This is a genomic window from Mycolicibacterium novocastrense, assembly GCF_001570485.1.
Classification (GTDB): Bacteria; Actinomycetota; Actinomycetes; order Mycobacteriales; family Mycobacteriaceae; genus Mycobacterium; species Mycobacterium novocastrense.
This window is the reverse complement of sequence record NZ_BCTA01000093.1, coordinates 60850-87288: the sequence shown is the minus strand read 5'-3', so window position 1 is coordinate 87288 and position 26439 is coordinate 60850. Positions and strand designations below refer to the sequence as shown.

Below are 26439 nucleotides of genomic sequence, written 5' to 3'. Positions count from 1 at the left end.
CGACCGCCAAGGGGCCCGCTCACCGGAGATCTTGTTCGGATCGCAGCGCGTCGGTTTCGGTGCGAATGCCTGAAAGGTCTCGCGCCGAATTGATGAGTCCGACCAGACTGAACGCCTGAGGGGTGTTGCCGAGATGCCGGCCGGCGTAGGGATCGTATTCCTCACTGAGCATTCCGACATCGTTGCGAAGACCCAACAGACGGGTGAACAACGACGTCGCCTCCTCGCTGCGACCGGTGCCGTGCAGGGCGTCCACGAGCCAGAAGCTGCACATCAGGAACGCACCTTCCTCGCCCGGAAGCCCGTCGACGCCCATCTCGGTGTTGTAGCGAAGCAGGAATCCGTCGACGCTCAATTCCTCTCGCACCGCGTCGACGGTACCGCGCACGCGGGGGTCGGACCACGGCAGAAACCCGACCCGGGGAATGAGCAGAAGCGCCGCATCCAAGCCTTTGGAACCGTAGTACTGGGTGAAGGTATTACGTTGCGCGTCATAGCCATTGGTGCAGACGTCGGAATGGATACGCTCACGCAGTTCGCGCCACTTGTCGACGGGACCCTCCAGGTTCTGCTTCTCGATCGAATGCACGGCGCGGTCGACTCCGGCCCACGCCATCACCTTCGAGTGGACGAAGTGGCGCCGCGGCCCGCGCATCTCCCACAAGCTGTTGTCAGGTTCGTCCCAGTTGCCTTCGAGGTAGTCGAGCAACGCACGCTGCACACCCCACGTCGTGTCGGTCCGTTCCAGACCCGCGACGCGGGCCAGATGCATGCTGTCGAGCACCTCACCCCACACGTCGAGCTGGAACTGACCGGCCGCGTCGTTGCCGATGCGTACCGGCGCCGAACCCTCGTAACCGGGAAGCCACGGTAATTCGTACTCGGGCAGCCGACGGCTGCCGTCGAGCCCGTACATGATCCGCAGCTCGGCCGGGTCGCCGGCGACCGCGCGAATCAGCCATTCCCGCCACGCCCGGGCTTCTGCGACGAAACCGGTACCGAGCAACGCCTGCAGGGTGAACGTCGCGTCGCGCAGCCAGCAATAGCGGTAGTCCCAGTTTCTTTCGCCACCCAGCTGCTCGGGCAGCGATGTGGTCGCGGCCGCGGCGATGCCGCCCGTCGGCGCGTACGTCAACGCCTTCAACAGCACCAGAGACCGTCGCACCTCCTCTTCCCAGCGGCCCCGGTAGCGACACCGCGAGATCCAGTCGCTCCAGAACCGCTCGGTGTCGACCAGGGCACGTTCGGGATCGACCGGCTCGGGCCGCGGCAGGTGTGATTCGGTGTACACCAATACGAACGGGAGCCGTTGTCCGGCAGCCACTTCGAACTCGGCGACGGTGGTGAGATCTTCACCGCGGTATGCGACCGGAGTATGCAGCCAGACCGCGTCGGGGCCGGCGACAGCGGCAAGGACCCCATCCTCGCGCCGAACCCACGGCACGATATGGCCGTAATCGAACCGCAGTCTCAACGTCATCCGCATCGGGACCCGGCCGCTCACGCCTTCCACGACGCGCACCACGTCGGCGGCCCCACCGCGCGGCGGCATGCAGTCCAGCACCCGAACCGTTCCGTCGGGCGTGTCCCACTCACTTTCCAGTACGAGGGAATCGCCACGGTAACGGCGACGGGTGGCCGGACCGCCGGCCGCCGGGCCAAGACGCCACAGCCCGGCCTCTTCGCCGCCGAGTAGCGCGGCGAAACATGCCGGCGAGTCGAACCGGGGCAGGCACAGCCAGTCGATCGCCCCGTCGCGACCGACCAGGGCCGCGGTCTGCAGGTCGCCCAACAGCGCGTAGTCCTCGATCAGGGCCATCGGCTAGGCCGGCCCATCGAGGTCGATGACCACCTTGACGTCGCCTTCGACATCGCCTGAGTCGTCGAACGCCTCGGTCGCCTGCTCCAAGGGAACCCGGCGCGTGATCAGCCGCTCCAACCACGCGCTGTCGGCGCGCTCCAACGCCTCAGCTGCCGATTGGTAGTGCCGCAGATTGGCGTTGACCGACCCGACCACCGCGTCGTTCTCCAACACGATCTCGCGGTTGATCGCGCCGGCATCCACCGTGAGATGGCGTCCCTCGGGTGACACCCCGGTCAGGCAGGTGATGCCGTAACCCGCGGTGTTGGCCAGCGCCCCGAACACCAGAGATTTGGCGCCCGTGGCCTCGATGACGACGTCGGGCTGCAGCTTGCCGGCGACGGTGTCGATGTCGTCGGTGTGATAGGTGGCACCCAGATCCTTGACCAGGTCCGGCTTGACACCCTCGGTTACCTGGTCAAGTACGTGTGTCTGTAGGCCGCGCTGCACACCGATCAGCGCGGCGAGCAACCCGATCGGTCCCGCGCCGGTGACCAACACTTTCTGCGGATCGAACCATGACCGGTTTCCGATGCGGTCGATTTGTTCCCACGCCTTGGCCAACACTGACGTCGGTTCCAGCAGCATTCCGACTCGCTCCAGCGACGGTGTGAGACGGACGGCGTAATCGATTGACACACACCACAGTTGACTGCCGTACCCCGGTAATCCTTTGATGCCCCGCTCGGTGTAGCGGCCGTTGCGGCACATGTCGAACTCGCCGCGCGCACAGGCACCGCAGGGCACGGGATCGGGTCGGCGTACCACACCGACGACGAGGTCGCCGACGGTGAACCGGCTGTCGTCGGGAGTCTGCTTGACGCGACCGAGCGATTCATGGCCCAGAATCAGCTGGTCGAACCCCGAAGGGGCCGAGCCGTATTCGCCGGCGACGATCTCCTTGTCGGTGCCGCAGATTCCGAGGGCGATGCCTTCGACCAGTAGCTCGTCCGCCTGCGGCGAGGGGTCGGGTACGTCGGACACCGCGACGGATCCGGGCTTACCCGGAATGACGGTCAACGCGCGCATGAGCAGGCTCTGGTGGTCATCAACTTCCGGATAACCGATTTGAATCGGTTTAGTCATGCGGCACGGTTGCGCCGGCTACTGAGGCGAAGGACGAGGCGATTCCACGCACCAGGTTGAGCTGCACTCGGGCGGGTATCCGCGTCGCAGACATCTCAGCGCACCCATCTGCACACCGAGGAGAACTGTGACAACGCCAAGCCGTCCGCTCCTTCAGCCGCCCAACGCGATGCCCGCAGCGATGCTCACGACGTGTAGTCGAGGGAAGTGACGACGATGTCTATGACCGACGAGTTTTTCGCTGCGCATATGTGCGGGTGCGGTCATGCGCTGATATCCGACTCGCCGAAGAAGACAGATCCGGCGGCAGCGCGGTCTGTGTCGCGGCGTCAGGTGATCGGCGCGGCCGGCGTCCTCACAGCGGCGGCGCTGCTGGCCGCCTGCGGGTCGCGCGACGGGTCGGATCAGGGTGCCGGCACCTCCGAGGCGCCCGCGCCCTCGGTGAATCCCTCAGTCTCTCCGGCCGAACTGGGAAACGTCATGAATGGAATCGATGAAGTGCAGGTGTGGCAGGAGGAGTTCTACAAGGACCTCCACCGCCACCCCGACGTGTGGGGCGAAGAAGCGCGCACCGCGGGCAAGGTGACCGACAAGCTCCAGGAGGTCGGTGTCGAGGAGATCCTGCAGATCGGCGGCGGGGTCGTCGGCGTCATCCGCAACGGCGAAGGCCGCAGTGTTCTCTTCCGCGCAGACATGGATGCCCTCCCGGTGACGGAGGCGACCGGCTTGGAGTACGCCTCCACGGAACCGGGAAAGATGCATGCCTGCGGCCACGACGCCCATGTGGCATCCGCACTGGGTGCCGCTGCACTGCTGGCCAAGAACAGGAACGCGTGGTCGGGCACCTATCTGGCGTTGTTCCAACCCGGCGAGGAGACCGGCAAAGGCGCGCAGGCGATGGTCGACGACGGGCTTGTCGACAAGCTCGCCGACGTCAAACCCGACGTGTGCTTGGGCCAGCACGTCCTGACGGCGCCCCAAGCCGGCCATGTCGCCACCCGGACCGGCCCGGTGCTGTCTGCCGGCGACAGCCTCAAGGTGACCGTCTTCGGGCAGGGTTCTCACGGCTCGATGCCGCATCTGGGTGTCGACCCCGCGGTGCTGGCCTCGGCCATCGTGATGCGGCTGCAGGGCATCGTCTCCCGAGAGATCGCGCCCGGTGACTTCGGTGTGGTCACCGTCGGGTCGGTTCGGATCGGTGACTCCCCGAACGTCATCGCCGACCGGGCCGAGCTCCTGCTCAATGTGCGCACCTACGACCCCGCGGTGCGGGACACGATCCTGGGTTCCATCGACAGGATCGTGCGAGCGGAGTGCGAAGCCTCCGGCTCGCCGAAGGAACCCACCTTCGAGACGATTGCCACGTTCCCGCGCACCGTGAACGACCCACAGGTGACAGACGCTGTGACACAGGCCTTCACACAGGCCTTCGGGCCCGACAGGGTGCATGAACTGGAGCCGGCCACCGCATCTGAGGACTTCAGCCGTATCCCCGATGCCTTCGGCGTGCCCTACACGTACTGGAGCAATGGCGGGTTCCTCCCGGGCCAGCACGTCGTGGCGAACCACAACCCAGAATTCGCGCCTGCGATTCAGCCGACCCTGCGCACCGGAACCGAAGCCGCGATCGCTGCGACTCTGGCATACCTCGGGTGAGGCACTGGATAGCTCGCCCACCACGGCGGCGCTGGTGATCATCCCGGGCCTGAGGAAGCGAACGCGTGGTCGCCAACCCTTGGGCGGCTCTCTGACTTTCGCGGGATCCAAGGCGTACGAGTCGCCGATCGCGGCGCGCGCGCCGATCGGCTCGGAGGCTGTCGCCAAGGCCAACTGCCCGTAACGCGATCGTGAGGTCGCTAGAGCGGTGATTGCCGTTACTGGTTTGTCCGGGTGTATCCGCGGTCCGATTCGGTAAGTGGGGGCCAGGCTCGAGCCGACGGCATAATCCCGTCTGGGGCGGGTATTGGGGATCAGGCGGTGCAAGCGGTGTGTCGCCAGATTCATCCGTCTGTCTGCGAGGAGCACCTCGTGGCCAAAGCCTCGAGCAGCGGGGTAACCGGCGCCGCGACGAGCCCGTCGAAGTTGCCCGCCGACTGGCAGGGTTGGGCTTCGGCCGCGCTCGCACTGATCGGGTTCGTGCTGTGTCTGTGGATGTGGCTCAACGGTGGCGGCGAGTTCACGGTGCCATGGGTACCGTCGCTGGACCTGCACCTGAGCTTCTCGTTCGACGGTCTTGCCGCCCTGTACTCGATGCTGGCCTGCGGCATCGGTGCGCTCGTGTTCTGGTACGGGACCGGGTACCTGTCACTGCACCTGGCGCACGAAGACCGGCCGGCGCGGGAGCGGTGGCGGTTCTGGCCGTGGATGGTGCTGTTCGCGGTGTCGATGGTCGGGTTGGCCACCGCGCAGGATCTCGTGCTGCTGTTCGTCTTCTTCGACATCACCGCGATCTGCTCGTACTTTCTGATCGGGTTCGACCGGAGCGAACAGAAGGCGCGTCGAGCGGCGCTGATGGCGCTGGTGATCACGGTCGCCAGCGCCGTGGCGATGCTGATCGCCGCGGTGCTGTTGTACGCGACTCACGGGACCTTCTCGATTCCGGTGTTGCTCGAGCGGGTCGAGCCCGGGACGACGACCACCGTCGCCGCGGCGCTGCTCGCGGTGGCGGTTCTGGCCAAGAGCGCGCAGGTGCCGCTGCACTTCTGGTTGCCCAAGGCGATGGCGGCCCCGACGCCGGTCTCGGCCTATCTGCATTCGGCGGCGATGGTGGCGGCGGGCGTGCTCGTGCTCGGCCGGGTGCATCCGCTGTTGGCCCGCAGCGACGCCGTGCTCACCGGCCTGCTCGTCGTCGGCGTGGCATCCATCGTCGTCGGAGGGGTGCTCGCGCTGGGCCAGGATGTTCTCAAGCAGGTGCTGGCCTACTCGACGATCTCGCAGTACGGCTACGTCGTGATGCTCTACGGCATCGGCGGCGGGGCCGCGGCGGGCGCGGCCGCGTTCTACGTACTGGCGCACGGTGTGGCCAAGAGCGCCCTGTTCATGACCGCGGGCGCGGTGACGATGGCGACGGGGGAGGACCGACTGTCCCGGCTCGGCGGGCTGGGCCGGCGCCAACCGGTGCTCGCCGCCGCGGCCGGTATCGCGGCCGCCAGCCTGGCGGGGCTGCCCCTGACGGCCGGGTTCTTCAAAGACGAACTGTTTTTCGACGCGGCCGGTGCGGCCGGAGCGGTGCCGACCGCGCTCGCCGTCCTTGCCGCGGTACTGACGCTGACCTACATCGGCCGCTTCTGGATGATGCTGTTCCTGGGCCCCACGCGGGCGCAGCCGCGGGCGGTGTCTGTCGCCCTCACCGCACCCGTCGTCGTTCTTGCGGCGGTCAGCGTGGCCGGAGGGCTGGCGCCGCAGCTGGCCAGCGGACTGGCCGCGGACGCCGGCTCGGTCACCAACGCCGCCCCGGTGCACCTGTCGCCGGCCTACCATCTCGACGCGCGTCCGGCGAACCTGATGGCGCTGAGCGTATGGGCGCTGGCGGCGGTGCTGATCGCCACGCCGCGAGTGCGCGACCGCCTGGCGCGGGCTCTGGCCCGGGCGGGTGAGCGCGCGGGGTCGCTGCGCATCTACACCAGAAGCCTTCGCGCGCTGGGGCGTATCTCTGCTGCCATCCACGACATGGAGGTTCGCGACCTGCGCAGCAGCGTCGCAGCCGTGCTCGTGCCCGCGGGCGTGCTGACCGCGTTGGCGTTCGCGGTGACGCCGACGGCCGGCGAGTACGCGGTGGGCGCGGTGCGCGGAAGCGACTGGTTGATCCTGCCGCTGCTGGGGCTGGTCGCCATCGCCACCCTGGCGACCGCCCGGATCGGCACGCGGGTCGGGATGGTGCTGGCGCTGTCGGTGGTCGGCTTCGCGCTGGCCGCCGTCTATGCCCTGGTCGCGGCGCCCGACATCGCGCTGGTGGCGGTGCTGGTCGAGACGATGATCACGCTGGTCTTCATCGCCGCGTTCAACCGGCTGCCCAAACGGGTCCCGTCCAGCGGCCCAATCGATCCGGCGCCGCCGAAGCGTGCGGAGCGGATTCGCCAGTGGCGCAACGTGATTGCCGGTGGGGTCGCGGGAATCGCTGCGTTCGTCAGCATCTGGGGATTCCTGTCCGCGCCGACGCAAATGTCCGGGGTGGCCGAGGAGTACATCCGGCGCACGCCGAGCGCACACGGCGAGGACGTCGTCACCGTGATCATCACCGATTTCCGCGGCCTGGACACGCTCGGGGAGATTACCGTGCTGCTGGTCGCCGTCGTCGGGGTGGCGACTCTGCTGCGGAGAGGCAGACTCTGGTGAAGCGGACGAGCGTGGTCTTGCGGGTGGTGGCGCGGCTTCTGCTCGGGCCCAGCATCATGGTGGCGGCCGCTCTGATCGTCAAGGGTTACACCGACGTCGGCGACGGCTTCGCCGCCGGCATGGTGGTCGCGCTCGCAATCGCCTTGTGCTACGTGGCTTTCGGGGCCACCGACGCCGAGCGCCTGTTGCCCCCGCTCCGCTACTCACCGCACTGTGCAGTCGGCGGGCTGCTGTTGTCGCTGGCCGTCGGGTTCTTCCCGATGCTGTTCAACGCGCCGTTGTTCAGCCATGAACCCGGTCCCGGTGAACGCGTCACCACCTTCGGATCGTTGGAATTGTTCACTCCGCTGATCTTCGACCTCGGCATCTTCCTTCTCGTCGTCGGCGTGATGACGGTATTGCTGCATCAGATGGCCGAACCCGATGCCCACGCCGCCGATACCGCCGACGACGGAAGGGAGAAGGAGTCGTGACCCTGGCGTTCGCCGTCGCCGCGGCCATGCTTTTCGGTTGCGGCGCTTACCTTCTCCTACAACGTGACCTGATCCGCATCGTCGTCGGCGTCGCGCTCGTCTCGCAGTCCGCCGTGGTGACGCTCATCGGCGCCGGGCTGTCACGCGGGCGGGCTCCGATCGACCCCCCGCCCGGCGCACCGGTCAGCGATCCGGTGCCCCAGGCGCTGGTGCTGACCGCGCTGGTCATCGGGTTGGCGACCCTGGCGTTGCTGCTCGCCCTGGTGCACCGCGCGGTCATCGCCTCACGCACAGCGCATCACGACGAACTGGCCGCCCAGGAGATCGCGCACGACGAGGTGCTCGAGCGCGACCGCCGACGCGACAGCAGTGAGATGACGTGATGCGCTGATGCCGGTCTCGCTGTCGCTGTCGCTGGCCCTGCTCATCCCGTGGGCGACGGGCGCGGTCCTCGTCGCGTCGGACGGTCGGCGCCGCTGGGTCGCCTGGTCGGCGGTGGCCGCACTGGCGGCGACATTGGCCGTCCTTGCGGTCCTCACCGTGCAGGTGGTGACCAACGGCGCACGGCAGCTGACGACCGGCGGCTGGCCGGCCGGAGTGGGCATCGTGCTGAACGCCGACGCGCTCGGGGCCACGTTCGCGCTGATCTCGGTCGTCGTGCTGCTCGTCGCGGCCTGCAACGAAGCCATCGTCGGCGTGCAGAACCGCACCTTTCCCGGCTTGGTGGTGCTGCTGGCGGCGGGCCTGACGGGGCTGTTCTTCACCGGCGACGTGTTCAATTTCTATGTCTTCTTCGAGATCTCGATGATGGCGTCCTACGCGCTGGCCACCTACGGCGGCGGCGCCCGCCAGCTGCGCGCGGCGCTGATCTTCGCCTCGGTGAACCTGCTGGGGTCGTTCCTGTTCCTGATCGCGGTCGCGGGCACCTACCGCATCACCGGCGCGTTGGCGATGGCCGACGTCGCCGAGCGCATCCACGGCGCCGGTGCCAACGCGACACTGCTGGTCGCGGTCGGCTACTTCGTCGCGTTCAGCGTCAAACTCGGGCTCTTCCCGTTCCATTTCTGGCTGCCGACGGTGTACGCGGGAACCCGGCCCGCCGTGGCCGCCATCCTCAGCGGCGCGGTCGCCAACATCGGCGGCTACGGTCTGCTGCGCTTCGGCGCCGGAATCTTCAGCGAGGAAGTGCGATTCGCGGCGACCGCAATCGTGGTGCTCGGTGTCGCGTCCATCCTCTACGGCGGCGTGGTGTCGGTGTCGCGCGGTGACATCGGCGAGACGCTGGCCTACTCGGCGATCGGACAGGTCGGCTACGTCCTCGTCGCGCTCGGCGTGGGCGGTCCGATCGGGCTCGCCGCGGCCGTCCTCTACAGCGTGGTCAACGCGCTGAACAAGGGACTGCTGTTTCTGGCCGACGGACTGCGGGGGCCGATGGTGGCCGCCGCGTTCGCGATCGGAGCGTTCAGTGTCGCCGGCGTGCCACCGGCGCTCGGATTCGTCGGCAAGCTCGAGTTGTTCCGCACCGCGATCGCCGCCGACAGCGCGGCCCTGGTCGTACTGCTCCTCATCGGCAGCGTGCTGTCGTTGGTCTACATGTTCCCCAGCTACCAGCGGCGGTTCTGGCGCACCGATCTCACGCCCGCCGAACCCGTTGCGGTGAGCCCTGTTTCGGCCCGCACGCTGGTGGCCGCCTTCGCTCTTCTCGTCGTGGTCGCAGGCTTGTGGCCCGAGCCGTTACTGATCCTCAGCAACACCGCCGCCGAAGTCCTCACCGGGAGGTCCACATGATTGCCGCGATGGTCCGGATCGTCTTGCTGACCGCCGTCTACCTGATGGTGCTCAGCAGCGTCGAGCCCGCCGACATTCTCATCGGGGCGCTGCTCGCGACCCTGATCGTGCTGGCGGGCAGCGCCATGCGCAAGCAGGGCTGGCAGCCGGACCGGCCGGCCGGCACGACGCCGTGGCGCCGGATGGCCGGAATACCCGCGCTGATCGGCGTCACGGTGCTAGACATGTGCCGCGCGAGCTGGACGGTGTCGCGGCACTGTCTGGGCCTGCGGCCGATGGCGCCCGGTCAGGTGACGATGGCGATCCGTCCCGGCTCACCGGCGTCGGCGACGGCCTGGGCGATACGCGTCGGGCTGTCGCCGGACACCGTCGTCGTCGACGTCGACGACGAGAAGGGCACGCTGGTGTTGCACGTCCTGGACGCCCGCGACCCCGACGCCATCCGTCGCGAGCAGACCGTTTCCTACGAGCGCGCGCAGCGCCGCGTCTTTCCGTGATCGCCATGCCCACCGCGCTGCTCGTCGTCGCCCTGATCTGGACCACCCTGCTGACCGTGGCGGGAGGACTGTTACTGCTGCGAGCGCGCGATGTGCTCCAGCGCGTCATCGCACTGGACCTGCTGGCGGTGCTCCTGGTGGCGCTGCTGGCGTTGGTCAGCTATCTGCGCGACGTGCCCTACTACCTGAACGCGGCGGTGGCGCTCGCGTTGCTCGCGTTCGTCGCGACCGTCGCGACCGCCCGCTACCTCGGATTCGGAGGGCCGTTCGAGTGATCTCACTGGTGCTCGACATCGTCGGTGCGGCGCTGCTGTGCGCGGGACTGGTGCTGCTGACGGTCAGTGTCTACGGATTGCTGCGCATACCGGACACCTTGAGCCAGTTGCACGCTCAGGGCCTGGCCACCGGTCCCGGAGTGATCGCGGTGCTGGCGTCCTCGATCGCCACCGAGAACGCCGCGATCATCGCGTTCGCGTTTCTGGCCATCGCCTTCATGGTGGCTTCCTCGCCGGCCGCCGGTCACGCCATCGCCCGCTCCGCCGACCGTCGCAGCCAACCCGCACGCAAGCCACGCGACGAACCGGACGGCGAGCGCGACGTCTGATCGCCCGCGGGTGAGTGGTCACACCGTTGCGGTGGCCGCCCTGGAGATGCCGGCGGCTTCGTACACCTGGCTCTCGTCGAGGGTCTCGTGGGCAAGCAACTCCGCGACGATGCCCTCGAGCCGTCGCCGATTGTCGCGCAATAACCGCCGGGCCTCGACGTAGCACTCGTCGATGAGACGACGGATTTCCTGGTCGACGGCGCCGAGCATCGAGTCCGAGACGCCACCCATCCGCGGGTCGCCTTCCCTGGGCAGCACCGACACCGGGCCGATCCGCTCGGACATGCCCCATCTTCCGACCATGCTGCGGGCGACCGTGGTGGCCGTCTCGAGGTCGCTTTCAGAACCCGTGGTCACCACCCCGAAGATCTCCTCTTCTGCGGCCATCCCGCCCAGGGCGCCGATGATGCGCCCGCGCAGATAGTCGGCGGTGTATCCGTAGCGGTCCTCCTCGGGGGTGGACCAGGTGACGCCCAGCGCGTGACCACGCGGAATGATCGACACCTTGCGCACCGGGTCGGCACCCGGTTGGAGCATGCCGAGCAACGCGTGTCCGGCCTCGTGATAGGCCGTTCGACGACGTTCCTCCTCGGAGACCACCACGTTGCGGGCGGTCCCGAGTTGCACCTTCTCCAGGGCGTCGGACAGGTAGCGGTCCGTCACGTGGGTCAGCCCGTCGCGGGCGGCCGCCAACGCCGCCTCGTTGACGAGGTTGGCCAGGTCCGCGCCGGTCATGCCGGGTGTCGCGGCGGCCACCTTGTCCAGGTCGACGTCGTCGGCGAGCGGCACCGAGCGGGTGTGCACCCGCAGAATGGCGACGCGGCCCTTGCGGTCGGGCGGGTTGACGGTGACCGTGCGGTCGAACCGCCCCGGCCGCAGCAGCGCCGGATCCAGGACATCGGGGCGGTTCGTCGCGGCGAGCACCACCACTCCCTCGGATCCGCTGAAACCGTCCATCTCAGTGAGGATCTGGTTGAGCGTCTGCTCGCGTTCATCGTGCCCACCCACGGTGGCGCCGCCGCCGCGCGACCGGCCGATGGTGTCGATCTCGTCGATGAAGATGATCGACGGGGCGACCTTGCGGGCCTCCTCGAACAGTTCCCGCACCCGGGAGGCGCCGACGCCGACGATCATCTCGATGAACTCGGCGCCACTGGCGGAGAAGAACGGGACGTTCGCCTCGCCGGCGGTCGCCCGCGCAAGCAGCGTCTTACCGGTGCCCGGTGGGCCGGTCAGCAGCACCCCTTTGGGCACCTTGGCGCCGAGCTTGCGGTACTTCTCCGGATGGCGCAGATAGTCGACGATCTCGTTGATCTCGGCCTTGACCTCGTCGATGCCTGCGACGTCATCGAAGGTGGCCCGGACCGTTTCCGGGTCGACGGGCTCACGCTTGCGCGAGTTCACGCCGAACAGTCCGCCGCCGCCGGGTCCCATCTTCTGGGCGCGTCTGAACAGCCAGAACCAGAACCCGAACAGCAGCAGGATCGGGGCGAAGGACAGCAGCAGATTCCAGAAGATCCCGCGGTCGGTGCTCAGCGGTTCCGCCGATACCGTGGCGCCGCCCTGCTCCAACTGGGTGAGCAAGTCGTCCTGGGCGTACGTCGGACGTTCGGTGGTGAACTGCTCGTAGGTCTTCGTCGAGTCATCCTGGCCCGGAATGGGTTTCGCCTCACGCAGGGTGCCCTGGATGGACTCGCCCTGGGAGAAGACCTCGGCGACGTTGCGTTGCTCCACTTGTGTGGTGAACTCCGTGTACGGCACCGTGACCGGACCGCCCAGCGAGTCCTGGAATGACAGCATCCCGAATACCGCCAGATAACCGAGACCCAGGTACATCAGCACGATCCACCAGCGCGGCCGCGGACGGTTCGCGCCGTCGTGCTCGTTCTGGTTGGGTAGCCCCTCCGTGCGCCACGGTTTGGGGTCCTCGTTCTTCGACGGCTTCGATGCCGCGGACGATTCGCGTCTGCGCGTTCCGTTCGCGCGCCCTGACTCTGTCACCGTATCCAAGCTAGCCGGATCGCCCGCCGTCGATAAGGGGCATGGCTCCTTCGCGGCGGCCTCAACGTTGCCAGGGGGGCCGGGGGGCGTTGAGATCGAACCGCACCCCGAGCATGCGGATCACGAAGCACACGGCCGCGGCGCCCAGGGTCGCCGCGATGTTCTGGACGCCCAGGCCGTAGAGGAGCGCAGCAGTGGCTGCGCCGATCATCGCCGGAATCGCATAGAGCTCGCTGCGGAACACCGTGGGTACCTGCCCGATGGCCATATCGCGGATGGTCCCGCCGCCCACGGCGGTGATGGTGCCGACGATGACCGCCTGCAGCACTCCGAACTCCAGGTTCAGCGCCTTGTACGCGGCGAGCACCGCGAACACGCTCAACCCCACGGCATCGGCGACGGTAATGGGCATGGTGAACCGCTCGAGGGCGGGGCTGAGCGCGAACGCGATCGCGCCGCCGCCCGCTGCCACGGCCAGGTAGCGCCAGTCGACGAACGTCGCCGGCGGAAGCGAATCCAGAAGGATGTCGCGGATGACGCCACCGCCCAGACCGGTGAGCATGCCGACCGTCACAACGCCGAAGATGTCCAGACGCGTTGCGCGCAGCGCGACCAGCGCACCGTTGAGGGCGAACGCGAACGTGCCGATGAGGTCGAGCACCAGCAGCAGAGGCGTTTCGGTCGACATTGCTTGGTGTATACCCGAGCCCGCGCCGGTATCGCAGGACGCTGATCACGCGGTGCCGGCCGGGCAGGCCGCTGATGACGCGGTCCCCGGCCGGGCTGGCGGCAGAGGCGTCGGTCAACGGGCCTCGGTGATGTTGCGGCTTGCAGGGGCGGCGGCATCGGACGACTCACCGGTGAGGTAGCCGGCGACACCGAGCGCGGTCAGCAGTGCACCGGACAGCCAAGCCGTCCAGCCCGCGGACTCTCTGGAGAACTTGACCGCCCACGGCGAGAGGAAGAGCGCGAATCCCACGACGGCAAGCGTCAGATAGTCGCGCGTCGGGTCGACGGCCAGCAGCGACCACAACCCGATCACCGCCGCCATGCCGCTCATGCCGATGACGACGATGATGCCGACGGTGGAGGAGCGTACGACCGTCGCGGCCAGTACCGCGGTCCCAAGACCGACGACCAGGGCGAGCCTGCCGATCCAGCCGGAGAAGCGGCGGCGCCCACCGGGACCTGCCGGGTGCGCTCCAGGGGCGACGAGACCGGCCGGTGGTGTCGAGCGCAGCCAACCCACGCCGCCGAGCACCATCGCGACGAAGCCCGCGATCCAGGCGGTCCACGCGGCGCCGCGGTCGCTGACGAACGCCTCGCCGAGGAACGGCAGCAGGAACATCATCACGCCCACCACCAGAAGTCCGAAGTAGTCGGGCGCCCGGTTGCGCACCAGTAGCGACAACAGGGCGAAGAACGCGATGAACGCCCCGAAGCCGAATGTCAGGCCGGCGCCGACGTCGGTGTCGGTGACCACCAGGGAGGCGATCACCGCACCCACGCCCGTCGCCAGGGCCACGGCGCTGATCAAGGTCTGTGGTTTGCTCACGTGACCACCCAACCGGTGGCCTCGAGGACATATCGGGTCATATTCGGTGTCCTTTCTCCTGTAGATCGCTTCGAGGTCAGGGGGTGCCGCCGCGGAAGGGCTACCCCCGGCGGTTCGGCACAAACGGTCGTCGAGGGGATCAGACCCCGTCGGCGATGCGAACGGCCTCATCGAAGTAAGGGGCGTCGACCTGCACCGTGTAACTCTTGGCCACGAGGCCCGAGATGCTGCTCGGACGGGCCGGACAGGATTTCTCGCCGATCGACGTGGATCTGTTGCGCGCGATCGTCTCCAGCGGTCCGGTGCGGATCTCCGACCTCGCTCATTGGCAGGGCGTCGACAAGTCCACGATGTCGTTGCAGGTTCGCAGGCTCGAACAGCGTGATCTGATCCGCCGGCGCCCGGATCCCGCCGACCAACGGGCCGCACTGCTCACCGCGACCGCCAAGGGGCGCCGGACCTGTCAACGCATGGACGTCGCGGGCACCGATGTCGTCGCGCGCGCATTCGCGCACTGGCCCGAAGGCGACCGGCGGGACCTCGCCACGCTTTTGGCCCGGTTCGCCCGAGACCTCACATCGTCGAGCGAGATCCCGCGAGCGACTGCGTCGGCGCCGTGAGCGCAGCACCGTGGATTAGACGGCGGTGAAAGAGGAACCCTCATCAATCACACATCGATCGGAAGGAGCCAATCATGGTGAAACTGTCAGTGATCTACTACTCGGCGACGGGGCACGGCACCGCGATGGCGCGCACCGTTGCCGAGGCCGGGGAGAAGGCCGGCGCCGAGGTCCGGTTCCGTCCCGTCGCCGAAACCCGCGATCCCCAGTCGTTCGCGGACAACCCCGCCTGGTCGGCCAACTACGAAGACACCAAGGACCTTCCGTCGGCGACGGCGGACGATATCGTGTGGGCCGACGCGGTGATTTTCGGCTCACCGACCCGATTCGGTTCTCCCGCAGCGCCTTTCCGCACCTTCATCGACACGCTGGGTGGGCTGTGGGCACAGGGCAAGCTCGCCGACAAGGCCTACGCCGGTTTCACGTCGTCGCAGACCGCGCACGGTGGCCAGGAGACCACGTTGATCAACCTCTACGTGACGCTGATGCACTTCGGCGGGATCATCGTCCCGCCCGGGTACACCAACGAGCTCAAGTTCGCCGATGGAAACCCGTACGGCGTCAGCCACATCACCGGACCGGACAACAAGTCTGCCGTCAACGATGCCGTCAACGCCGCACTCGAGCACATGACCCAACGGGTGATCGCCGTCGCCGACCGCCTGGCGGACCGGTAGAGGAATCAGAGCGCCTCGGGCTTTTCGACGGGTCCGTTCTCGGCGCCGTCCCGCCGCAGCACGCTGATCATTCCGTTGGGTTCGAGATAAGCCCGCTGTACGCCTTCGATGTCGGAAATCCCATGCAGTCGCAGCTGCGACTCGATTCGTCGCGCCTCATGAACTCGCGACGCATGGTATGGCGGTTCAGCTTCCCGTCACGGATCAGTGGTTTGGGATGCGCCTTGACGACGCGGGCGAACAACGGAAACCGGTACGCGATGGCGTCGACCGCCACGCTCCAGAACAGGATCGTGACGATGACGACGAACTGTCGATGAGCGTCGTCTCGTCTGTGTACAGCGCCGGCGCTGCGGCTTCGGCGACCAGCACGATGATCAGCACGTCGGTGATGCCAAGGCCCCCGGACTCGCGCTGGCCGACGATCCGCATCAGGACGAGCAGCGCGAGAAAGGTGACGGTGCCGCGCAGGACACCGTCGAGCAAGGGGACGGCGGGAACGAAAAACGACTGCCAGTCAGACATCACGGATCCCCTTCGCGTTCGGTTTCGGCCTGGCTTTCGAGGACTACCCGCAGCCTGGTCGTCGACACTTCCGAGCATGATCGAAAACGTGGTACCCACCGCCGCTGCCGGGTATCCGGTGAAACACTGCGTTTGACCCCGGGAGGATTCATGGTGACCCCGAGCAGTTCCTCACCTCAACAGCCGGACGTGAACACATTGCGTCTGGTCGACCGCTTCATCGGGCACCGGAGCTAGCCGTGCCGGACGAAACCACCGTCGCCGACAACCGGGAACCGGTTGCAGCGCAACGTCACTCGGAAGCATCGGGATGATGCGTCGTCCCGCTCCGCGTTCGGCACTGCCGATCTCCACCGCGCTCTACCACTTTCGTGAAAGTCTCTTCGCGCTGCCCGCGCTGGTCCTGTTGGGCGGCATCGCGGTCGCGGAGGGGACGGCCTACCTCGATGACATCGTCGGCGTCGACACCTCACTGCCGCTGACGGTCGAGATGAACAGCAACGCGGCGATCTGGCTGCTGAGCACCGTCGCGGGCGCCACCATCACCACCGCGGGGGTGGTGTTCTCTTTGACGGTGGTCAGCTTGCAGCTGGCCAGCAGCCAGTTCTCGCCGCGGGTGATGCGGTCGTTCATCCGCGACCGGCTCAGCCAGCTGGTGATCGGTCTGCTGGTGGCCACCTTCGTGTTCTGCGTGTTGACGTTGCGCCATATCAGCGGGGACCCGATGTCCAATGCGCCACGGGTCTCGATGACGGCGGCGATCGTGCTGGCGGTGGCGACGGTGTTGCTGATCATCGCCTACCTCAACCGATTGGCCTATGGCTTGCAGGTGGGTGAGGTGGTGCGGACCATCGCCGCCGAGGCCGACGAGGTCATCGAGGAACAGGAACGGCAGACGCGCATGGAGACCGCGGCCCCGCACCCGCCGACACCGGACTCCGAACACCATCTGACGGTCCACGCCGGCAGCGACGGCTGGGTCACCCAGTCGGCCAGCAGGTACATCCTGGCGGCGGTGCCGCCGGCGACCGTGGTGCGGCTGGAAACCCGGACCGGCGCCTACATCCACCGCGGGGAAGTGCTCATGACGTTGTGGCCGGTTCCCCCCGACGCCGAACGCGTCGAGCGCAGGCTGATGTCGACGGTGGAAGTGGCCGACATCCGCACCATGCAGCAGGACGTCGACTTCGGGATCCGCCAACTGGTCGACATCGCGCTGCGTGCGCTCAGCCCCGCCATCAACGACCCGACCACCGCGGCCGACGTGGTGCTGCGACTCGGCAGCCTCATGCGCAAACTGCTGACGGCGGACATGCCGCCGCAGTCGGTGTGCGGCCCCGACGACAGGATCCTCGTTCGCCCCTGGGATCTGTCGCACGAGGAGTACGTCGCGCACGCCTTCGACCAGATCCGCCAGAGCTCGGTCGGCCAGCCCAACGTGGTGGCCACCGTGCTGCGCGTGCTCCGCATGCTCATCGAGCACGCTCGCAGCGAGGGCCGCGGGGAGTTGATACCCGCGCTGGATCGCCAGATCCGACTGTTGATGGACGCCATGGCGGAGCAACCCGGCCTTCACCCGGCCGATCTGGAACGTCTGGAGGCGATCTCGCGGAACACCGATCCGGCCGAACACGACGTCTGATGCCGCGGCCGGCGATCGGACATCGCTAGTCTCACAGCCGTGCTGATGGTCATCGAGGGGGTCGACGGAGCCGGTAAGCGCACGCTGACCAACGGTCTGCGAACCGCGTTCGAAGCCGACGGCAGGACGGTGACGAGCCTGGCCTTTCCGCGTTACGGCCAATCGGTGGAGGCCGACCTGGCCGCCGAGGCGCTGCACGGATCCCACGGCGACCTCGCCGATTCCGTGTACGCGATGGCGGTGCTGTTCGCGCTCGACCGTGCCCGCGCCCGAGCCGAGATCGAACGTCTGCAGGGCGCCTACGACGTCGTCATCCTGGACCGCTACGTCGCGTCGAACGCCGCCTACAGCGCCGCGCGCCTTCATCAGGGCGCCGACGGCGAGGTCGTCGAGTGGGTGCGGGCGCTGGAGTATGAGCGCCTGGCGCTACCGCGGCCGGACGCCCAGGTGCTGCTGGCCGTCCCGATCGAACTGGCGGCCCAGCGCGCCGAGCGGCGCGCCAACACCGAGGTCGACCGAGCCAAAGACGCCTACGAACGCGACGGCGGCCTGCAGCAACGCACCTCCGACGTCTACGCCGCACTGGCCGCATCGCAGTGGTGCGGACGCTGGAAGGTCGCCGGACCCGACGTCGATCCGGCCGCACTCGCCGCCGAACTGGGCGCTCAGTAGCCCCGTTCGGCACGATTCGCCGGTCAAAGCGCGAAACGCGCCGTGTGGTAGCCGGGGTTTATCGCAATTCGGTGACACCATGGTCTCCATGAGGCAAAGGATTCTGGTTGTCGACGATGACCCGTCGCTCGCCGAGATGCTCACCATCGTGCTGCGGGGCGAAGGCTTCGACACCGCGGTCATCGGTGACGGCACCCAAGCGCTGACCGCGGTCCGCGAGCTGCGGCCCGATCTGGTCCTGCTCGACCTGATGCTGCCCGGGATGAACGGCATCGACGTGTGCCGGGTGCTCCGCGCGGACTCCGGCGTGCCGATCGTCATGCTGACCGCCAAGACCGACACGGTCGACGTCGTACTGGGCCTGGAGTCCGGCGCCGACGACTACGTGATGAAACCGTTCAAACCCAAGGAGCTCGTCGCGCGGGTGCGGGCCCGCCTGCGGCGCAACGAGGACGAGCCTGCCGAGATGCTCTCGATCGGCGACGTCGACATCGACGTGCCCGCGCACAAGGTCACCCGTCAGGGCGAACAGATCTCCCTGACCCCTCTGGAGTTCGACCTGTTGGTGGCGTTGGCGCGCAAACCGCGGCAGGTGTTTACTCGTGATGTGCTGCTCGAACAGGTGTGGGGTTATCGCCACCCCGCGGACACCCGTTTGGTGAACGTGCATGTCCAACGGTTGCGGGCCAAGGTCGAGAAGGATCCCGAGAACCCGCAGGTGGTGCTCACGGTTCGAGGAGTGGGGTACAAGGCCGGACCGCCGTGACATGCACGGCTCTCGGCCGTGGTCGTGATTCCGACCGTTTGACGGTCGCCGTGTTGACCGCTCGGCGGGCGCCGTGATCTTCAGCTCCAGACGACGCATCCATCGGCGCTCGGCGCCGCTGGTGCGCGGGCTGGGAGCGCTGGGGCGGGCGTTGAGCCTCGCGTGGCGGCGCTCGTTGCAGCTGCGCGTCGTCTCGTTGACGTTGGGCCTGTCGCTGGCCGTGATCCTGGTGCTCGGGTTCGTTCTGACCAGCCAGATCACCGACCGCATCCTCGAGGTCAAGGTACGCGCGGCGACCGAGCAGATCGATCGCGCACGCACCACCGTCAGCGGAATCGTCGGCGGCGAGGAGACCCGCTCGCTGGACAGCAGCCTGCAGCTGGCGCGCAACACGCTGATCGATCGCAGCGCCGATGCCGAACCGGGCCTCGCGGGAACCTACGACGCGGTTCTGGTGGTGCCGGGCGACGGACCCCGCGCGGCGACCGCGGCCGGCCCGGTCCAGCAGGTGCCCAACACGCTGCGGGAGTTCGTCAAGGCCGGCCAGGTCAGCTATCAGTACGCGACCGTGCACACCGACGGCTTCTCCGGGCCCGCGCTGATCGTGGGCAGTCCGACGTCGTCGTCTGTGACGAACCTCGAGCTCTATCTGATCTTCCCGCTCACTAACGAGGAGTCCACGATCGCGTTGGTGCGCGGGACGATGGCCACCGGCGGCGTGGTGCTGCTCGGTCTGCTCGCCGCGATCGCCTTGCTGGTGGCGCGCCAGATCGTGCTGCCGGTGCGGTCCGCGTCGCGCATCGCCGAGCGGTTCGCCGAAGGCCACCTCACCGAACGCATGCCGGTGCGCGGCGAGGACGACATGGCCCGCCTGGCCGTCTCGTTCAACGACATGGCCGAGAGCCTGCACCGCCAGATCACCCAGCTCGAGGAGTTCGGCAACCTGCAGCGCCGGTTCACCTCCGACGTCAGCCACGAACTGCGCACCCCGCTGACGACGGTGCGCATGGCCGCCGACCTGATCTACGACCACAGCGAGGATCTCGATCCCGCGCTGCGCCGGTCCACCGAGTTGATGGTCAGCGAGCTCGACCGGTTCGAGACGTTGCTCAACGATCTGTTGGAGATCTCCCGGCACGACGCCGGTGTCGCCGAACTGTCGGTCGAGTCGCTGGATCTGCGGTCGACGGTGCAAAGCGCATTGGACAACGTCGGGCACCTCGCGGCCGACGCCGAGGTCGAACTGGTTGTCGACATGCCGACCGAGGAGGTCATCGCCGAGGTCGATCCGCGGCGCGTGGAGCGGATCCTGCGCAACCTGATCGCCAACGCCATCGACCACGCCGAGCACAAACCCGTCCGCATCCGGATGGCCGCCGACGACGACACCGTCGCGGTCACCGTCCGGGACCACGGGGTCGGGCTGCGGCCCGGTGAGGAGAAACTGGTGTTCAGCCGGTTCTGGCGGTCGGATCCCTCGCGGGTGCGTCGTTCCGGCGGCACCGGTCTCGGTTTGGCGATCAGCATCGAGGACGCCCGCCTGCACCAGGGCAGGCTGGAGGCGTGGGGGGAGCCGGGTAAGGGCGCCTGCTTCCGGCTCACGCTGCCGCTCGTGCGCGGGCACAAGGTGACCACCAGCCCGTTGCCGCTGAAACCTGTTGGGCCCGACGATGTGCCGCCGCGCAGCCGCGACCGCGAACCCGCGCAGGAGTCCGTGTGAGAATCCTGCTGGCCGTCCTGAGTGCGCTGGCGTTGGTTCTCACCGGCTGCGCGGGTGTGCCGAGTTCGTCCTCGCCGCAAGCCATCGGAACCGTCGACCGGCCCGCCCCGCCCAGCCTGCCCAAGCCGACGCCGGGCATGGACCCGGACGTGTTGCTGCGCGAATTCCTCAAGGCCACCGCCGATCCCGCCAACCGGCATCTGGCCGCACGCCAGTTCCTCACCGAGTCCGCTTCCCAGGCTTGGGATGATGCGGGCAGCGCGTTGCTGATCGACAACGTGGTGTTCGTCGAGACGCGCGGCCCCGACCGGGTGTCGGTGACCATGCGCGCCGACATCCTCGGGTCGCTGTCGGACATGGGTGTGTTCGAGACGGGGGACGGCGCGCTACCGGACCCGGGGCCGATCGAACTGATCAAGACCGCCGACGGTTGGCGCATCGACAAGCTGCCCAACGGGGTCTTCCTCGACTGGCAACAGTTTCAGGCCACCTATCGGCGCAACACCCTGTATTTCGTCGACCCCACCGGCAGCACAGTGGTGCCCGATCCGCGCTATGTCGCGGTGTCCGATCCCGACCAGTTGGCCACCGAACTGGTGAGCAAGCTGATCGCCGGACCGCGACCGGAGATGGCCAAGACCGTCCGCAATCTCCTCGAACCGCCGCTGAAACTGCGGGGCCCGGTGACGCGCGCCGACGGCGGCAAGATGGGCGTCGGCCGGGGTTATGGCGGAGCCAGAATCGATGTGGACAACCTGTCGACCACCGATCCGCACAGCAGGCAACTGCTTGCGGCACAACTGATCTGGACGCTGTCACGCGCGGGGGTCAATGGGCCGTACGTGATCAACGCCGACGGCGCCGCCCTCGACGACCGGTTCGCCGACGGTTGGGAGACCTCCGACGTGGCGGCCACCGACCCGGGCGCGGCCTCGGGAGTGGCGGCGGGCCTGCACGCGTTGGTGGACGGTTCGCTCGTCGCGCTCGACGGCCTGCGGGCGCCGCGGGTTCCCGGACAGTTCGGGCAGATGCCGAACCAGACGTCGGCGGCGGTGTCCCGCACGGGGCAGGAGGTGGCGTCGATCGTCACGGTGCGCCCGGGCGCACCGGACATGGCGTCGTCGATGTGGGTGGGCGCGCTCGGCGGCGCGGCGTCGCAGGTGTTGGATGCGCGAAGCCTGTCGCGGCCGAGTTGGTCGCTCGACAACGCCGTTTGGGTAGTGATCGACGGCAACAACGTCGTGCGTGTCATCCAGGACGCGTCGGGCCAGCCGGCCCGTATACCGATCGACTCCACGCTGGTGTCGAGCAGGTTTCCCGGCGTGATCACCGAATTGCAGTTGTCGCGTGACGGTACGCGCGCGGCGATGGTCATCGATGGCCGGGTGGTCCTGGCCGGCGTCGAGCAGACCCCCGGCGGCGGCTATGCGCTGACCTACCCGCGGCGGCTGGGATACGGCCTTGGCAACACCGTGGTGTCGCTGTCATGGCGCACCGGCGACGACATCGTGGTCAGCCGCACCGATCCGCAGCATCCGGTCTCCTACGTCAACCTCGACGGCGTCAACTCCGACGGACCGAGCCGCAACCTGCTGATGCCGGTCACCACCGTGGCGGCCAACCCGTCGACGGTGTACGTGGCCGATGCCCGCGGGGTCGTGCAACTGTCCGGCTCGGTGGCCGAGGACGACCCGGCGTGGGCCGAGGTGCGCCCGCTGCTGGTGCCGGGCGCCGAACCCGTGTTGCCGGGCTAGAGCCGGCTCGCGAACGCAACACCAGGGTTGCAACACCACCCTCATCACGACCCTGGTGTTGCGTTCGCGAGAAATCGATGTGAACCGACCTCCGCTATCGCCCGTTGTGCTGACAGAACGACGCCCGCAGGCGTTTGCTACAGCCAAGGAGTGAAGATGAGGACTCGCGGTCCGTTGATCACGTTGGGCGCGGTCGCCGCGCTGGCGGCCGCGCTGTGGCTCGGCAACGTGTCTCAGGAACCAGCGCCCGCGGCCGCCCCGGCGGCCGAAGCGGTCGCCACGTCGAGCGCTCCGCCGCCGGCGAGCGCGCCGCAACCGCCCGCGCCGGGCTTCCCGGCCAGGGCCGACTACCTCGGAACCGTGCCGACGGCGACCGGCGAGATCACGTTGGAGATCTCGGTCGACGGCGACCAGGCGATCGCGTATGCCTGTGACGGCAACTCGGTGGAGATGTGGCTGAGGGGTGACGCCGCAGACGGTGTGGTGAACCTGACGAGCAAGGACAAGGCCGGCGTTCTCGACGGCCACCTCGAAGGCAATGCGATGGTGGGGTCGCTGACCATCGGCGAAAAGAACTGGGTGTTCACCGCGCCGGCCACCGAGGCGCCCGCCGGTCTCTACCGCTACGAGCGGGAGGGTGTGCGGAGCAGCTGGATCGTCGACGCGGACGGTGATGTCACCGGAGTGCTGCGCCGCAGCGACGGATCCCTCGGTCCCGCACCGGTTCTGGCCACCGACCAGACTGCGGTCATCGACGGGCAGCGGGTCAGGGCCGTTCGCGTGGGCGGCGGCGATGTCTGATTCTGCTTCTGAGGTGATGGCCACCCGCAACACCGGGACGGCGGGGATGCTGATCGCTGTCGGTCTGGGCGCAATGGTCGCCGTGGCGCTCGGAGTGTTCGGCAGAGTCCATGAGCCGCAGTTTTTTTCGATCAACGTGGCCGGCTTCTCCAGTGGCACGGCGGTGAAGTCGTGGCTGGGCACCCTTGCAGTTCTGTTGGCGCTGTTCCAGTTGTTCTCGGCATTCGTGATGTACCGGCTGACACCCGGGGGGCGTGCACCGGCGTGGATCGCCGCGGCCCACGTATGGTCGGGGCGGTTGGCGGTGCTGGCGACCGTGCCGGTGGCCGTGCACTGCCTCTACGCTCTGGGCTTCGCCGACACGGATAGCCGGGTGCTGTTCCATTCGCTGTTCGGCTGCTTCTTTTACGGGGTCTTCGTCACCAAGATGATCCTGTTGACGCGCGGTGGGCTCCGCAGCTGGGTGCTTCCCATCGCGGGGGGACTGGTGTTCTTCGGGCTGGTGTATGTCTGGCTCACCTCGGCGCTGTGGTTCTTCCAGACCAGCGGACTGAGATTCTGAGGAAAGGAATTGCCATGCAACGCAAACAGTTTCTGGTGGGCGCCGGGCTCGGTATCGCGACCGGCGCGTTGGCCGCCTGCAGCACGTATGGCAAGGATCCCCAGGCTGCCGAGGAGCCGGCCGTGACGACGACCGGTGGTGTGGCGGCACCGGCTGCGGTCCTCGCAAAGGTCGCCGACGTTCCGGTCGGCGGAGGTGTGATCGTCGAGCAGACGGTGCTGACGCAACCGACGGCAGGGGATTTCAAGGGATTTTCTGCCACCTGCACTCACGCCGGGTGCACGGTGCGCGACGTGGCGGGCGGCACCATCAACTGTCCCTGCCACGGCAGCAGGTTCAACCTCGACGGCACGGTGGCCAACGGACCGGCAACTCGTTCTTTGGAGTCGAAACCTGTTCAATTGCAAGACGATTTGATCATCCTGAGCTGACACACGTCAGGTCGACGTGACGCCGGGAATGCGGCCTTCGCGAAACGCTTCAACGAAATGGCGGTGATCGTCGCGCACGATGCCGGCGTACTCGAGCCCGAACCTCACGAGATCGGCCGAGAACTCGTCGACATGGTCACCGATGACCGCGTCGATCGCCTCCTCCGTCTGGAACTCGACCACCTTCTGGTCACTGTCGGCATCCCCGACGCAGTGCACCTTTGCCACGGCCCGGCCCAACTGTTCGATCACCTCGGCCAACTCGTCCGGTTCGGTCAACTCGCTCCAGTCGAGATCGGCCGCATACGGGGATATCTCGCTGACGACGAACCCGACATCGTCGATGTCGGTGTAGCCGAGCAGCGGATCGGCGTGCGCCTGCAGTGCGCGTTGAGACACCGCGGTTCGGTGGCCGTGGTGCTTGAAATGCCGACTCAGAGTCCCATCGTCGACGACGCGGCTGGGCGCGGCGATATTGCCCTGCTTCATCGAGAGCACGGCGTCGTTGTCCAGCGCCTGGTTGAAACCCTCGATCAGCACGGTGTAGGTCGGCAGACCTGCGCTGCCGATGCCGTGCCCCGTCTTGCCGATCACATCCTTGATGTCGTAGGTGATCCCCTGGAACCGTTTGGTTTTCGGAATGGTCTCAAGATATTTGGCGAAGGCGGCCTCGACTTTGTCGCGTTCGGAGTCCTCGAGTCGTCTCACGCCCGCGGCGTCCCGGAAGCGTCTGTCCCAATCGTCGACCGTGGTGAGACGGTCCAACATCTCGGCCCGCGTCGACAAGCGTGCGCTCTGCAAGGCGGACAGCACGGCGCCGCGTGCCGTGTCGAGATTCAACGAAAAGCTCGCGTCATCGTCGGCGTGGAGGAACCAGCGCACCTGATCGACGTAGGCGCGCGTGAAAGTGTCGATGAGCCTGCTGATTTCGTGATCCGACAGAGCCTTCTGCCAGCACATCAGCGCGACGCTGGCGGCGAACCGCTGCAGGTCCCAGGTGAAGTGCCCGATGTAGGCCTCGTCGAAGTCGTTGACGTCGAAGATCAGCTGGCCGGCACCGTCCATGTAGGTGCCGAAGTTCTCGGTGTGCAGATCGCCTTGGATCCACACCCGGCTGGTGCGCTCGTCGACCCAACGGTCCTCACGCGCGGCGACGTCGCCGTAGAAGACGCAGGCGCTGCCGCGGAAGAACGCGAAGGGTTCGGCCGCCATCTTGCGGAACTTCGTCCGGAACGCATCCGGATCGGCCTTCATCAGATCGGCGAACGCACTCACCAGGCAATCGACGATCAACGACTCCCGTTGGTCCTGCATGGACACCGAGTACCCGTCCCGGTGTCACCGATCACCGCCACACTGTCGGCGTGCTCGATCTCGTTCTCCCGCTGCAGTGCGGCGGTTGCGGCGCGCCGTCGACGCGGTGGTGCGCGGCGTGCGCGACGACGCTGACGGTCAGGGCCGACGACCCGCACATCGTCTCGCCGCGCGTTGACCCCGGCGTGCCGGTGTACTCCCTGGGCCGTTACGCGGGACCGCGGCGGGCCGCCGTCATCGCGGTCAAAGAACACGGCCGAGCCGATCTGCTGGGGCCGCTCGCCGGCGCGCTGCGGGCCGGCCTGCTGCATCTGCTCACCTGGGGCCTGGTGGACACCCCGCTGACGGTCGTCCCGGCACCGACCCGGCGGTGGTCGGCCCGGCGGCGCGGCGGTGACCCGGTGACCCGGATGGCCCGTACCGCCGCGGCCGGCCTCCCGGCGGTGGCCGTCGTGCCGGCACTGCGCACACGCGCGTTCGTGGCGGATTCGGTCGGGCTGTCCAGCGCCGACCGGCAGCGCAACATTGGCGGCCGGCTCCGACTCGTGCGGCCCGTCGCGGGCGAAGTGCTCGTCGTCGACGACATCGTCACCACCGGCGCCACAGCCGCCGAGTCGGTTCGCGTGCTGCACTCCACTGGGGCGCGCGTGGCGGCCGTGCTGGTTGTGGCAAACGCGTGACCGTCGCCGTGAGCCCAGGTGTCAGGCCCACATATCAGAGCGAGGTGAAGAACTGGAAACAGGTACCCGGATTCA

27 protein-coding genes are annotated in these 26439 nt (G+C 67.8%); 19 read left to right on the top strand and 8 right to left on the bottom strand.

The genetic code is table 11. The annotated features are described in order from the left end of the window. Positions 1-19 precede the first annotated feature (19 nt). Together RMCN_RS27300 and RMCN_RS27295 are read right to left on the bottom strand one after the other, a co-directional pair. Positions 20-1819, bottom strand: coding sequence for a glycoside hydrolase family 15 protein (locus RMCN_RS27300; RefSeq protein ID WP_064412423.1), 1800 nt, complete (start codon positions 1817-1819; stop codon positions 20-22). A gap of 3 nt (positions 1820-1822) precedes the next feature. Next, positions 1823-2947 (bottom strand): glucose 1-dehydrogenase, encoded by a 1125-nt coding sequence (locus RMCN_RS27295; protein WP_234787811.1) that lies wholly within the window; start codon positions 2945-2947, stop codon positions 1823-1825. A gap of 222 nt (positions 2948-3169) precedes the next feature. Between RMCN_RS27295 and RMCN_RS27290 the strand changes: the two genes are divergently transcribed. From RMCN_RS27290 to RMCN_RS27255, 8 genes are all read left to right on the top strand, one after another. Beyond that, positions 3170-4603, top strand: a complete 1434-nt coding sequence (locus RMCN_RS27290; RefSeq protein ID WP_308206355.1) for an amidohydrolase — start codon at positions 3170-3172, stop codon at positions 4601-4603. A gap of 372 nt (positions 4604-4975) precedes the next feature. Continuing rightward, positions 4976-7282, top strand: coding sequence for a hydrogen gas-evolving membrane-bound hydrogenase subunit E (mbhE, locus tag RMCN_RS27285; protein ID WP_067395899.1), 2307 nt, complete (start codon positions 4976-4978; stop codon positions 7280-7282). Continuing rightward, positions 7279-7755: an MnhB domain-containing protein gene (locus RMCN_RS27280; RefSeq protein ID WP_201028982.1), complete on the top strand. Its 477-nt coding sequence runs from the start codon at positions 7279-7281 to the stop codon at positions 7753-7755. The genes mbhE and RMCN_RS27280 overlap by 4 nt, the downstream gene beginning before the upstream one ends. Beyond that, positions 7752-8138 (top strand): sodium:proton antiporter, encoded by a 387-nt coding sequence (locus tag RMCN_RS27275; RefSeq protein ID WP_064412426.1) that lies wholly within the window; start codon positions 7752-7754, stop codon positions 8136-8138. Before RMCN_RS27280 ends, RMCN_RS27275 begins: the two co-directional genes overlap by 4 nt. Positions 8139-8145: 7 nt before the next feature. Next, positions 8146-9543 carry a complex I subunit 5 family protein gene (locus RMCN_RS27270; protein WP_067395896.1) on the top strand — a complete coding sequence of 466 codons (1398 nt, stop codon included), beginning with the start codon at positions 8146-8148 and terminating at the stop codon, positions 9541-9543. Between the two features lie 8 nt (positions 9544-9551). Further along, positions 9552-10040 (top strand): Na+/H+ antiporter subunit E, encoded by a 489-nt coding sequence (locus RMCN_RS27265; RefSeq protein WP_201028981.1) that lies wholly within the window; start codon positions 9552-9554, stop codon positions 10038-10040. Positions 10041-10045: 5 nt separating this feature from the next. Continuing rightward, complete coding sequence (locus RMCN_RS27260) at positions 10046-10315, top strand: monovalent cation/H+ antiporter complex subunit F (protein WP_067396297.1); 270 nt, start codon at positions 10046-10048, stop codon at positions 10313-10315. After that, positions 10312-10644 (top strand): cation:proton antiporter, encoded by a 333-nt coding sequence (locus RMCN_RS27255; protein ID WP_067395888.1) that lies wholly within the window; start codon positions 10312-10314, stop codon positions 10642-10644. The genes RMCN_RS27260 and RMCN_RS27255 overlap by 4 nt, the downstream gene beginning before the upstream one ends. An 18-nt stretch (positions 10645-10662) precedes the next feature. On the opposite strand, the gene ftsH is transcribed toward RMCN_RS27255, so the two are convergent. From ftsH to RMCN_RS27240, 3 genes are all read right to left on the bottom strand, one after another. Then, positions 10663-12645 (bottom strand): ATP-dependent zinc metalloprotease FtsH, encoded by a 1983-nt coding sequence (gene ftsH, locus RMCN_RS27250; protein WP_067395886.1) that lies wholly within the window; start codon positions 12643-12645, stop codon positions 10663-10665. A 61-nt stretch (positions 12646-12706) separates the two neighbouring features. Next, complete coding sequence (locus tag RMCN_RS27245; protein ID WP_067395883.1) at positions 12707-13333, bottom strand: trimeric intracellular cation channel family protein; 627 nt, start codon at positions 13331-13333, stop codon at positions 12707-12709. 114 nt (positions 13334-13447) lie between these two features. Further along, positions 13448-14200 (bottom strand): SPW repeat domain-containing protein, encoded by a 753-nt coding sequence (locus tag RMCN_RS27240; protein ID WP_084377792.1) that lies wholly within the window; start codon positions 14198-14200, stop codon positions 13448-13450. A 206-nt stretch (positions 14201-14406) separates the two neighbouring features. Here RMCN_RS27240 and RMCN_RS27235 point away from each other — a divergent pair, with 206 nt between their 5' ends. Both RMCN_RS27235 and wrbA read left to right on the top strand, forming a co-directional pair. Then, entirely contained in the window at positions 14407-14820 is a 414-nt protein-coding gene (locus RMCN_RS27235) for a MarR family winged helix-turn-helix transcriptional regulator (protein ID WP_201028978.1), read from the top strand. Between the two features lie 74 nt (positions 14821-14894). Further along, positions 14895-15497 carry an NAD(P)H:quinone oxidoreductase gene (gene wrbA / locus RMCN_RS27230; protein ID WP_067395880.1) on the top strand — a complete coding sequence of 201 codons (603 nt, stop codon included), beginning with the start codon at positions 14895-14897 and terminating at the stop codon, positions 15495-15497. A gap of 5 nt (positions 15498-15502) precedes the next feature. Here wrbA and RMCN_RS31700 read toward each other — a convergent pair whose 3' ends face one another. Both RMCN_RS31700 and RMCN_RS31695 read right to left on the bottom strand, forming a co-directional pair. Next, positions 15503-15607, bottom strand: coding sequence for a hypothetical protein (locus tag RMCN_RS31700; protein WP_234787818.1), 105 nt, complete (start codon positions 15605-15607; stop codon positions 15503-15505). Positions 15608-15701: 94 nt separating this feature from the next. Beyond that, a complete protein-coding gene (locus RMCN_RS31695; RefSeq protein WP_234787810.1) occupies positions 15702-16022 on the bottom strand; it encodes a DUF421 domain-containing protein in 321 nt (106 codons plus the stop codon). 310 nt (positions 16023-16332) lie between these two features. Between RMCN_RS31695 and RMCN_RS27220 the strand changes: the two genes are divergently transcribed. From RMCN_RS27220 to RMCN_RS27185, 8 genes are all read left to right on the top strand, one after another. Beyond that, positions 16333-17664: a DUF2254 domain-containing protein gene (locus tag RMCN_RS27220; protein WP_409366076.1), complete on the top strand. Its 1332-nt coding sequence runs from the start codon at positions 16333-16335 to the stop codon at positions 17662-17664. A 39-nt stretch (positions 17665-17703) separates the two neighbouring features. Then, positions 17704-18336: a dTMP kinase gene (locus tag RMCN_RS27215; RefSeq protein WP_067395878.1), complete on the top strand. Its 633-nt coding sequence runs from the start codon at positions 17704-17706 to the stop codon at positions 18334-18336. 79 nt (positions 18337-18415) lie between these two features. Next, complete coding sequence (mtrA, locus tag RMCN_RS27210) at positions 18416-19102, top strand: two-component system response regulator MtrA (protein ID WP_064345844.1); 687 nt, start codon at positions 18416-18418, stop codon at positions 19100-19102. 73 nt (positions 19103-19175) lie between these two features. Continuing rightward, positions 19176-20822: an MtrAB system histidine kinase MtrB gene (gene mtrB, locus RMCN_RS27205; protein WP_064412437.1), complete on the top strand. Its 1647-nt coding sequence runs from the start codon at positions 19176-19178 to the stop codon at positions 20820-20822. Then, a complete protein-coding gene (gene lpqB / locus RMCN_RS27200) occupies positions 20819-22576 on the top strand; it encodes an MtrAB system accessory lipoprotein LpqB (protein WP_064412438.1) in 1758 nt (585 codons plus the stop codon). The genes mtrB and lpqB overlap by 4 nt, the downstream gene beginning before the upstream one ends. Before the next feature lie 156 nt (positions 22577-22732). Next, positions 22733-23377 carry a hypothetical protein gene (locus RMCN_RS27195; protein ID WP_067396290.1) on the top strand — a complete coding sequence of 215 codons (645 nt, stop codon included), beginning with the start codon at positions 22733-22735 and terminating at the stop codon, positions 23375-23377. A gap of 16 nt (positions 23378-23393) precedes the next feature. Next, complete coding sequence (locus RMCN_RS27190; protein ID WP_409366078.1) at positions 23394-23939, top strand: DUF6529 family protein; 546 nt, start codon at positions 23394-23396, stop codon at positions 23937-23939. 14 nt (positions 23940-23953) lie between these two features. Beyond that, on the top strand, positions 23954-24370 hold the full coding sequence (locus tag RMCN_RS27185; protein ID WP_067395873.1) for a QcrA and Rieske domain-containing protein: 417 nt from the start codon (positions 23954-23956) through the stop codon (positions 24368-24370). A gap of 6 nt (positions 24371-24376) precedes the next feature. Here RMCN_RS27185 and RMCN_RS27180 read toward each other — a convergent pair whose 3' ends face one another. Beyond that, positions 24377-25684: a DUF2252 domain-containing protein gene (locus tag RMCN_RS27180; RefSeq protein WP_067395870.1), complete on the bottom strand. Its 1308-nt coding sequence runs from the start codon at positions 25682-25684 to the stop codon at positions 24377-24379. A 50-nt stretch (positions 25685-25734) separates the two neighbouring features. Between RMCN_RS27180 and RMCN_RS27175 the strand changes: the two genes are divergently transcribed. Then, positions 25735-26364 carry a ComF family protein gene (locus tag RMCN_RS27175; protein WP_067395868.1) on the top strand — a complete coding sequence of 210 codons (630 nt, stop codon included), beginning with the start codon at positions 25735-25737 and terminating at the stop codon, positions 26362-26364. The last annotated feature ends 75 nt before the right edge of the window (positions 26365-26439 follow it).